Source organism: Streptomyces sp. NPDC057474, assembly GCF_042802555.1.
Taxonomy (GTDB): domain Bacteria; phylum Actinomycetota; class Actinomycetes; order Streptomycetales; family Streptomycetaceae; genus Streptomyces.
On record NZ_JBHVDX010000295.1, the window covers coordinates 1 to 10,106 of the forward strand.

A 10,106-nucleotide genomic window follows, 5' to 3' on the forward strand; every position below is an offset into this window, starting at 1 on the left:
ACCCCCCGCCCCCCCCACCCCACCCGGCCCGTCCCCGCCCCCGCCGGGGGCGGGGACGGGGACGGGGGCGGGGACGGGGGCGGGGACGGGCAGGGCGCCGAGGAAGCGTGCCCAGTCCACCCGGCCCCGAAAGAAGCCGGGGAGCGGGCCGTACCCGAAAGAAGCCGGGGGCGGGCCGCAGCCCCGGCGAAGGCCGGGAACGGCCGGCCCCGCAAAAGGGCCGGGAACGGCCCGGCCGGCGCGCAAGAGCGCAGCGGGCGGCCCCCCCCGGGCCGTGCTCATCCCATTCCGGGCCCGGACGACCGGGGCCCGGCCACCCCCCAGGAGGAACTCCTTGCACAGCACCCAGCCATCAGTAGCGGCGGAACGTGATCCGAGGCGCTGGGTCATCCTGGCGGTGATCTGTCTGGCCCAGCTCGTCGTCCTGCTCGACAACACGGTCCTCAACGTCGCGATCCCGGTGCTCACCGAGGACCTCGGCGCGAGTACGGCCGACGTCCAGTGGATGATCAACGCCTACGCCCTGGTGCAGTCCGGGCTGCTGCTCACCGCGGGCAGTTTCGCCGACCGCTACGGCCGCAGGCTGATGCTGCTCGCCGGGCTGGTCCTGTTCGGTCTCGGCTCCACCGCGGCGGCCATGGCGCACAGTTCCGGACAGCTCATCGCGGCCCGTGCCGGGATGGGGGTGGGGGGCGCGCTGCTCGCGACCACCACCCTCGCGGTGATCATGCAGGTCTTCGACGACGAGGAGCGGCCGCGGGCCATCGGCCTGTGGGGCGCTGTCAGTTCGCTGGGTTTCGCGGCCGGGCCGCTGATCGGCGGAGCGCTCCTGGACCGGTTCTGGTGGGGCTCGATCTTCCTGATCAACATTCCCGTCGCGCTGTTCGGGCTGCTGGCCGTTGCCCGGCTCGTGCCCGAGACCAAGAACCCGCAAGGGGAGCGGCCGGACGTCCTGGGTGCGCTGCTGTCCACCCTCGGCATGGTGGGCGTGGTGTACGCGATCATCTCCGGGCCGGAGCACGGGTGGTCCTCGCAGCGGGTGCTGGCGGCGGCGGTGGTGGGCGTCGTCGCCCTGTTCCTCTTCGTGCGCTGGGAGCTGCGCATCGACCACCCGATGCTGGACATGGGCTTCTTCAGCAGCCGCCGCTTCAACGGGGCGATCGCCGGCGGGCTGCTCGTGGCGCTCGGCATGGCCGGGTCGCTGTTCCTGCTGACCCAGCACCTGCAGCTCGTGCTCGGCTACGACGCGTTGCAGGCGGGTCTGCGCACCGCGCCGCTCGCTTTGACGATCGTCTGCCTCAACCTTGCCGGCGTCGGCGCGAAACTGCTGGCCAAGCTGGGCGCGGCACGGTCCATCACGCTCGGGATGACGCTGCTGGCGGCCGGGCTGAGCGCGGTCGCGGTGCTCGGCTCGGGGGCCGGCGCGGGGTATGGGGGGATGCTCGTCGGGCTGGTGCTGATGGGCTGCGGCATCGCGCTCGCCATGCCCGCCATGGCCGTGTCGATCATGTCGTCGATCCCGCCCGCCAAGGCGGGGGCCGGTGCGGGGGTGCAGGGCACACTGACCGAGTTCGGCGGCGGGCTGGGGGTGGCGGTGCTCGGTGCCGTCCTCGGGTCGCGGTTCGCGGCGCTGCTGCCGGTGGGGGTCGCCGCCTCGGGATCGATGGCCGAGGCTCTCACGGAGGCCGGCGGCGATCCGGTGCTGAGCGGCCAGGTGCACGACGCCTTCGAGAAGGCGGTGAGCACCAGCCAGCTGATCGGCGCCGCGGCGGTGTTCACCGGCGGCGTGCTGGCCGGAGTGCTGCTGCACCTGGCCGACCGGGCGGCGGGCGACGCCGCGGGTCCCGGCGCGCCGCGGGTCCCGGCCGGCCGGCAGGCCGCCGCCGGGTAGCCGGCCGGGGCCCTGCGGCCGGCCGCAGGGCGCCCCGGGGGGGGCGGGGGTGCCACCGGCCCGGGGCGCCCGCTATGCCCCAGCGCTGCGGGGGGACGCCCGTCAGGCTGGCCCGGGTCTGCGGGCGGGGGTGTCACCGGCCCGGGGCGCCCGCTATGCCCCAGCGCTGCGGGGGGACGCCCGTCAGACTGACCCAGGTCTGCTCCCGGATCTCCTCGCCGAAGACCTCCACCACGGCCTGGGTGAGGCGTTCGATCAGGGCGCGTTCCGACTCCCGCGTCAGACGGCGCTCGTAGATCTTGACGTCGATGTAGGGCATGTCCTTCCAGTCCCTTCGCTCGAAAACGCGTCGCACTCTCTCCCCTTTTTTTCCGGGCCCGGCCCGCCCCCCTTACCCGGTGCGGGCCAGGCCGGGCGTCTGGTGGGCCTGGGCGAGCGCCCGTGTCACCGCCCACACCAGATGGTCGACCTGGGCGTCGCTCAGGCCGGGGTGGCAGGGCAGGTTCACGTGCTCCTCGAACCAGAGGCGTTCGGCGTGCGGGCACTCGCCGGGGCCGTGTCCGCGCAGGCGCCACTCCGGGGAGAGATGGAGCGGGAAGTAGCGCAGCTGGATCTCCACCCCGAGCCGGTCGACGGCGCGGACGAAGCGCTCGCGCACCTCCCGGCCCGCGGACAGGAAGAACGTGTAGAGGTGGTAGGAGTGACGGCTGTCCGCCGCCGCGCGGTGCAGGCGCACCCCCTCGAACGCCGACAGCGCCTGGTCCAGGCGGCCCGCGATCCAGCTGCGGCGGGCCACGAACTGCTCCAGGCCGTCCAGCTGGACCAGACCGACGGCCGCCGCGGCCTCGGACATGGTGGCGTTCGTGCCCGCCCCGCGTATGCCGACGGCCGTGTGGCGGTACACGCCGTCGGCGAACTTCATCCAGGGCAGCAGCGCGGGAGCATCCTTCGGCGCGGCCCGCGGCACGTACACGCCGTCCACCTCGTTGTCGCGGATGCGCAGGACCCGCTCGGCCCACTCGTCCCGGGCCAGGGTGATCATGCCGCCCTCGCCGAGGGTGGTGATGTTCTTGGTGGAGTGGAAGCTGAAGCAGCCGATGTCGGCGAGTGCGCCGGGGTGGCGGCCCTTGTAGAGGGCGCCGATGCCGTGGGCGCTGTCCTCGACGACGACCGCGCCGTGGCGGCGGGCCACGGCCATGATCGGGTCCATGTCGGCCGGGTTGCCGCCGTAGTGGACCAGGAAGATCGCCCGGGTGCGGTCGGTGACCAGGCTCTGCAGGACGCCGGGGTCCATGTTCAGGGTGTCGGGGTCCACGTCGCAGAAGCGGACGCGCACGTCGTGGCCGAGCAGGGGCTGGATCGTGGCCTGGAAGGTCTGCGGGGTCACGATCACCTCGTCGCCCGGCGCCAGGTCCAAAAGCCGGGTCGCCAGTTCCAGGGCCACCGTTCCGCTGGTGACGCTCAGCGCGTGGCGGGCGCCGATCCGCCCGCCGAAGCGCTCCTCGAACCGCTCACGCCACACCCCGGAGGTCAGGGAGCCGCCGGCGTGCACGAGTTCGGCCAGGGCCGCGAGGTCGCGCTCGCCGACGACGCTGCCGCGGCGGGCGAAGGGCACGCGGTAGCCGCCCCCCGCACGTGCCGGGCCGCTCATGCCGCCTCCCCGGCACGCCGGCGCAGGGTGTCGGCGATGCGGGCCCGCAGGACCTTCTTGTCGACCTTGTTCAGGCCGGTGAGGGGGAAGGAGGCGACGGCTTCCACCCGGTCGGGCAGTTTGTACGCGGCCAGCCCCCGCGCGCGCAGCAGGGCGCGCAGCGCCGCCGGCTTCGGGGCCGGCCGGCCGGGCACCGCGATGACGTACGCGCAGATCTTCTCTCCCAGCACCGCATCGGGCATCGCGACGACGGCGGCCTGCTGGACGTCCGGATGCGCGCTCAGATGTCCCTCGACCTCGGTGGCGCAGACCTTGTCGCCGCCGCGGACGACGACGTCCTTGATGCGGCCCTCGACGACGATCTCACCGCCCGGCGTACGGCGCACCAGGTCGCCGCTGCGGTAGAAGCCGTCCGGTGTGAACGCCCGGGCGTTGTGTGCGGGCGCCCGGTAGTAGCCGCGCAGCGTGTAGGGGCCCCGGGTGATCAGTTCGCCGGTCTCGCCGTCGGGCACCTCCTGGCCGCCCTCGTCCACCACGCGTATCTCGTCGGCGGGGGAGACGGGCCGGCCCTGGGTGGTGAGGATCGTGTGGCGCGGGTCGTCGTGCCGGGTGAAGGTCAGCAGTCCCTCGGCCATGCCGAAGACCTGCTGCAGCCGCGCGCCGAGGACCCCTTCGATGCGGGCGGCCACCTCGTCGTGGAGTTTGGCGCTGCCGACCTGGACGGCCCGCAGGCTGCTCAGGTCGTGGCCGTGGCCCTCCTCGGCGGCCGCCAGCCACAGATGGACGATCGTGGGGATGAGCGAGGTGAGCGTGACGCGTTCGCGCTCGATCAGCGCAAAGCAGGCCGACGGCTGCGGCGTGCGCGCGAAGACCACGCGGCCGCCGGCGGCCAGCGTGCCGATGACACCGGGGCAGCCCCAGGGAAAGTTGAACTCCACCGGCAGGACCGCCAGATAGACGCTGTCCTGGCCAAGGCCGCAGATCTCGCCGGTGACCCGGCTCTGGTAGGCGTAGTCGTCGTGGGTGCGCGGGATCAGTTTCGGCAGCGCCGTGGTCCCCCCGGACAGCAGGAAGAACGCCACGTCCGAGGCGTCCGGCTCGGGCAGGCCGATGGGCTCGGCGTCCACGTCGGCCAGCGCCGTGAAGCCCGTCCCGGTCCCGCCCGGGTCCCCGGCCACGAACACCCGCGCCAGGTCCGGCAGGTCGCCTCGGAGCGTGCGGGCCAGCTCGCGGTGGTCGAAGCCGTTGCAGGTGTCCGGGATCACGTAGGCGCTCGCGCCGGACACCTCGGCGAGGTGGCGGATCTCGCTTGCGCGGTAGGCGGGCAGCGCGAACACCGGCAGCGCGCCGAGACGGAACAGCGCGAAGCAGACCGCGACGAAGTCCGGGGTGTTGGGCAGCTGCACCAGGACCCGGTCCCCGGCGGCGACGCCGCGCGCCGCGAAGCCCGCGGCGAGCCGGTCGCACCACACATCCAGGGCGCGGTAGGTGATGCGGCGCCGCCCGTCCGCGCAGACGAGCGCCTCCCGGTCGCGGTACTCGCCGGCCCACCGCCGCAGCAGCCCGCCGAGCGTCTCGCCCCGCCAGTATCCGGCCTCGCGGTAGCGCGCGGCCGTCTCCTCGGGCCAGGGAACGCAGTCGTCCAGCATCACTCTTCCTTCCGCCGTTGCCCGTGGCGGCCCAGTCTGAGCACCGGCGTTGACACGCCGCTGATGCGCGCACGGCCCGCCGCGTGCCGCGCGTCAGGCGCCGGTCAGCCCTGCGTCAGCACAGATCCGGTCAGCCCTGCGTCAGCACAGACAAGGGCGCGCACGGCCCGCGGTGTGCCGCGCGTCAGGCGCCGATCAGCCCTGCGTCAGCACAAAAAGCCAGCATGCCCACTGCGGGCTGAGCGCAGCCGTGCCAAGAGCGGGGCGAAGAAATGGGGAAGCATCCGATGGAGACCTGGGTCCTGAGCAGCCACGACATCGCGAAAGTCGTGGCCGCGGCCGGGCGCGACGCGCTGATGGGCCGGATCATCGACCGGCTCGCCGAAGGGTTCGCGCAGATCGGCCGCGGCGAACGGGACCTGTCGCCGCCGCGCGGCGGGTTCGAGCGTGCCGAGCCGGTGCCCGGCGTCTTCGAGTGGATGCCGCACCGCGATGCGGGCGACAGCATCACCCTCAAGACCGTCGGCTACAGCCCCGCCAACCCCCGCCGCTTCGCCCTGCCCACCATCATCGGCACGGTCGCCCGCTACGACGACCACACCGGCGCGCTCACCGCCCTGATGGACGGCGTGCTGCTCACCGCGATGCGCACCGGCGCGGCCTCCGCCGTCGCCAGCCGGCTCCTGGCCCGCCCCGGCAGCCGCACCCTGGGCCTGATCGGCGCGGGCGCCCAGGCCGTCACCCAGCTGCACGCCCTGTCCCTGGTGTTCGAACTGGAACGGGTCCTGGTGTGGGACGCCGAGGCGGCCCACCGCGACAGCTTCGCGCGCCGCGCCGCCTTCACCAAGATCCCCGTTCAGATCGCCGACCCCGCCCGGATCATCGCCGAGTGCGACATCGTCACCACCGCCACGTCGGTGCCCGCCGGCGCGGGGCCGGTGCTGCCCGACGGCCCGCACCGCGAGCACCTGCACATCAACGCGGTCGGCGCCGACCTCGTCGGCAAGACCGAACTGCCGCTCGCGCTGCTCACCCGCGCGTTCGTCAGCGCCGACCACCCCGAGCAGGCCCGGCGCGAAGGCGAGTGCCAGCAGCTCGCCGGGCACCGCACGGCACCGGGCCTGACCCGGCTGGCCGCCGAACCGGCGCTGGCCCGCCCCTGGCGCGAGCGGCTGAGCGTCTTCGACTCGACCGGCTTCGCCTTCGAGGACGCCCTGGCGATGGAGGTGTTCCTGCAGACGGCGGCCGAGCACGGGCTGGGCCGCCGGCTGCCCATCGAGCACCACCCGGCCGACGCCCTTGACCCCTACGCGCTGCAGCCCCTGCCCGCCGGCGCCCCGGCCGCCCGCTGAACCAGGCCCGCCCCCCATTTCGGGCACCACCGTGAAGGAGACCTGGCCGATGGCCCCCACGACCCTGCCCGCCCCCCGGCCGACCCTCGAGGACGGCGGAAGACGCCTGTTCGCCTGGCTGCGGCACATGCGCGACGAACACCCCGTCCACGAGGACGAGCACGGGGTGTTCCACGTCTACCGCCACGCCGACGTGCTCGCCGTCTGCGCCGATGCGGGAGTGTTCTCCTCCGAACTGCACCGGCTGCGCCCCCACTCCCGGGCGCTCACCGAACAGATCCTCTCGGTGACGGACCCGCCGGTGCACCGCACGCTGCGCCGCCTGGTGAGCCGGGCGTTCACGCCGCGCACCATCGCCGAGCTGGAGCCGCGGATCACCGCGCTCGCCGGGCAGCTCCTGGACGGCATCGAGGGCGAGGAGTTCGACCTGGTGGAGGACTTCGCCTACCCGCTGCCGGTCATCGTGATCGCCGAACTCCTCGGCGTGCCCGCCCAGGACCGCACCCTCTTTCGCTCCTGGTCCAAGCGGATGCTGTCGATGCAGGTCGAGGACCCGACAGACCTGCAGTTCGGCGACGACGCGGGCGAGGAGTACCACCGGCTCGTCAGGGAGCCGATGCAGGCGATGCACGCCTACCTGCTCGGGCACGTCGAAGACCGCAGGAAGAACCCGGGCGAGGACCTGATCTCCCGGCTGGTGGCCGCCGAGGCCGGCGGCGAGCGGCTCACGGACCGCCAGATCGCGGAATTCGGCGGCCTGCTGCTGATGGCAGGACACATCTCCACCTCCCTGATGCTCGCCAACACCGCCCTGTGCCTGCAGGACAGCCCCCAGGCCGCCGCCCGGGCCCGGGCCGACCGCACCCTGATCCCCGCCGTGATCGAAGAGGTCATGCGCCTGCGTCCGCCGATCACCGTGACGGCCCGCGTCACCACCCGGGAGACCGAGATCGCCCGGCACGCCGTCCCCGCCGGGCGCATGGTCCTCGCCTCGGTCCTGTCCGCCAACCACGACGAACGCATCTTCTGCGACCCCGAGCGCTTCGACCCCGGCCGCGAGCCGGCCCAGCAGATGGCCTTCGGCCACGGCATCCACTACTGCCTCGGCGCGCCGCTCGCCCGCCTGGAGGGCCGGATCGCGCTCGAGGCCCTCCTCGACCGGTTCGCCGACCTGCACATCACCCCCGGCGCGCGGCTGCGCCACCACCGAGAGGGACTGTTCGGTGTGCAGAACCTGCCGCTGACCGTACGGCGAGCCTGAGAGCGGAAAAGGGGCCAAGTGTGCGCACCGTACGAACCCTGCTGATCGACAACTACGACTCCTTCACCTACAACCTCTTCCAGATGCTGGCCGAGGTGAACGCCCGGCCCCCCGTCGTCATCAGCAACGACGACCACCAGGGGTGGGCGGCGCTGCGGCCCGGGGACTTCGACAACGTCGTCGTCTCACCCGGCCCCGGCCACCCCGCCGTCGACACCGACCTGGGGCTCAGCCGCCGGGTCATCGATCAGTGGGAGCTGCCGCTGCTCGGGGTGTGCCTGGGCCACCAGGCCCTGTGCCTGCTCGGCGGCGCCGTGGTGCGCCACGCGCCCGAACCCGTGCACGGCCGTATCAGCGCGATCCGTCACGACGGACGCGAGCTGTTCGCCGCGATCCCCCAGCCGCTGAACGTGGTCCGCTACCACTCGCTCACCGTCCACGAGCTCCCCCCCGAACTGGAAGCCACCGCATGGACCGCGGACGGGCTGCTGATGGCCGTCCGCCACCGCCGGGCACCGCGCTGGGGCGTGCAGTTCCATCCGGAGTCCATCAGCAGCGACCACGGCCACCGGCTGCTCGCCAACTTCCGGGATCTGAGCCTGCGCGCCCGGGGCCTGCCGCCGCCGGCCGGCGGGACCCCCCGCCCGGCCGGCGACCGCGAGTCCGCCGGGCGGGACACCACTGCCGGGCGGGACACCGCCGCCGGGCGGGACACCGCCGCCACTGCCGCCGGGCGGGACACTGCCGCCGGGCCCGGCGGCCTGCGGCTGCACGTGCGTGAACTGGCCGCGGTGCCCGACGCCGACGCCGCGTTCGAGGAACTCTTCGCGAGCGAAGAGGCCCGCTTCTGGCTGGACAGCAGCCGCATCGACCCCGGCCTGTCCCGCTTCACCTTCCTCGGCGCTCCCGCGGGCCCGCTGGGCCAGATCCTCACCTACGACGTCGCCGAGCGGCTGGTCCGCGTGAGCGACCGCTCGGGCGCCGAGGTGGAGCGCCGGCCCGGCACGCTCTTCGCGTATCTGGAGCAGGAGCTGGCGGCACGCCGTGTCCCCGCCGCCGAACTGCCCTTCGAGTTCAACCTCGGCTATGTCGGCTACCTCGGCTACGAGACCAAGGCCGACAGCGGCGGCGAACGGGAGCACACCGCCGAACTGCCCGACGGCGCCTTCGTGTTCGCCGACCGGATGCTCGCCCTGGACCATGCCGAGGGCCGTGCCTGGCTGCTCGCCCTGAGCGGCGCGCACCACCGCGGCAGCGCCCGCGACGCCGAGGCCTGGCTCGCCGGCGCCGCGCACGCCCTGGCCGCCACCGTGCCCCGCCCGCCCTTCTTGCTGCTGCCCGAGGAGGAACTGCCGCCGCTCGCAGTGGAGTTCCGCCACGACGTCGCCCAGTACCGGGAACTGGTCCAGCAGTGCCGGCGCCTCATCCGCGACGGCGAGACCTACGAGGTGTGCCTGACGAACCTGCTGCGCGTGCCCGGCCGCGTCGATGCGCTCACCGCCTACCGGGCGCTGCGCGCCATCAGCCCGGCCCCCTACGCCGCGTATCTGCAGTTCCCCCGCGGGGCGGTGCTCAGTTCCTCCCCCGAGCGGTTCCTGCGCATCGACGCGGCGGGCACCGCCGAGTCCAAGCCGATCAAGGGCACCCGGCCGCGCGGCGCCACCCGGGGCGAGGACGACGCGCTCGCGCGGAACCTGGCCGCCGCCGAGAAGGACCGCTCCGAGAACCTGATGATCGTGGACCTCGTCCGCAACGATCTCGGGCAGGTCTGCGAGATCGGCAGCGTGCACGTGCCGAGCCTGTTCGAGGTCGAGTCCTACGCCACCGTCCACCAGCTGGTGAGCACGGTACGGGGACAGCTGGCGGCAGGCGTCTCGCGCCCCGGGGCGGTGCGGGCGGCGTTTCCCGGCGGGTCGATGACGGGCGCCCCCAAGGTGCGCACCATGCGGTTCATCGACCACCTGGAGGCCGGGCCGCGCGGCGTCTACTCGGGCGCCCTGGGCTACTTCGCGCTGAGCGGGGCGGTCGACCTCAGCATCGTCATCCGCACGATCGTCGCCACCGAGGAGGCCGCCACCATCGGCGTGGGCGGGGCGGTCATCGCGCTGTCCGACCCGGACGAGGAGGTCCAGGAGATGCTGCTCAAGTCCCGCACCACACTGCGGGCGCTGCGCCAGGCCCGCGCCCTCGCCCTCGCCCGGGACCGCGCACTGCTGGCCGGCAGCGCGCGGTGAGCGCCGCCGCACCGCCGGCCGGCGGCGCTCACCGCAGCCGCGCGAACGACTCGGCGCAGGCGCCGGCC

The 10,106-nt window shown here is 73.8% G+C and carries 7 protein-coding genes; 4 read left to right on the plus strand and 3 right to left on the minus strand.

Annotated elements, in window-relative coordinates; translation table 11 throughout:
- Window positions 1-334 precede the first annotated feature (334 nt).
- Window positions 335-1,891: a DHA2 family efflux MFS transporter permease subunit gene (locus ACFU53_RS43255; protein WP_384005279.1), complete on the plus strand. Its 1,557-nt coding sequence runs from the start codon at window positions 335-337 to the stop codon at window positions 1,889-1,891.
- Window positions 1,892-2,024: 133 nt separating this feature from the next.
- Here ACFU53_RS43255 and ACFU53_RS43260 read toward each other — a convergent pair whose 3' ends face one another.
- The 3 genes from ACFU53_RS43260 to ACFU53_RS43270 are packed head-to-tail and all read right to left on the minus strand — an operon-like array spanning window position 2,025 to window position 5,191.
- Window positions 2,025-2,246, minus strand: a complete 222-nt coding sequence (locus ACFU53_RS43260; protein WP_384005280.1) for a 4-oxalocrotonate tautomerase family protein — start codon at window positions 2,244-2,246, stop codon at window positions 2,025-2,027.
- Window positions 2,247-2,282: 36 nt separating this feature from the next.
- Window positions 2,283-3,542, minus strand: a complete 1,260-nt coding sequence (locus ACFU53_RS43265; RefSeq protein WP_384005281.1) for a DegT/DnrJ/EryC1/StrS family aminotransferase — start codon at window positions 3,540-3,542, stop codon at window positions 2,283-2,285.
- Window positions 3,539-5,191: a (2,3-dihydroxybenzoyl)adenylate synthase gene (locus tag ACFU53_RS43270; protein ID WP_384005282.1), complete on the minus strand. Its 1,653-nt coding sequence runs from the start codon at window positions 5,189-5,191 to the stop codon at window positions 3,539-3,541. The genes ACFU53_RS43265 and ACFU53_RS43270 overlap by 4 nt, the downstream gene beginning before the upstream one ends.
- Before the next feature lie 287 nt (window positions 5,192-5,478).
- On the opposite strand from ACFU53_RS43270, the gene ACFU53_RS43275 reads away from it, so the two are divergent.
- Genes ACFU53_RS43275 through pabB form a run of 3 tightly spaced genes read left to right on the plus strand, consistent with a single transcriptional unit; the run spans window position 5,479 to window position 10,038 of the window.
- Window positions 5,479-6,543 carry an ornithine cyclodeaminase family protein gene (locus ACFU53_RS43275; protein ID WP_384005283.1) on the plus strand — a complete coding sequence of 355 codons (1,065 nt, stop codon included), beginning with the start codon at window positions 5,479-5,481 and terminating at the stop codon, window positions 6,541-6,543.
- A 49-nt stretch (window positions 6,544-6,592) separates the two neighbouring features.
- A complete protein-coding gene (locus ACFU53_RS43280; RefSeq protein ID WP_384005284.1) occupies window positions 6,593-7,804 on the plus strand; it encodes a cytochrome P450 in 1,212 nt (403 codons plus the stop codon).
- A gap of 20 nt (window positions 7,805-7,824) precedes the next feature.
- Window positions 7,825-10,038: an aminodeoxychorismate synthase component I gene (gene pabB / locus ACFU53_RS43285; RefSeq protein ID WP_384005285.1), complete on the plus strand. Its 2,214-nt coding sequence runs from the start codon at window positions 7,825-7,827 to the stop codon at window positions 10,036-10,038.
- Window positions 10,039-10,106 lie beyond the last annotated feature (68 nt).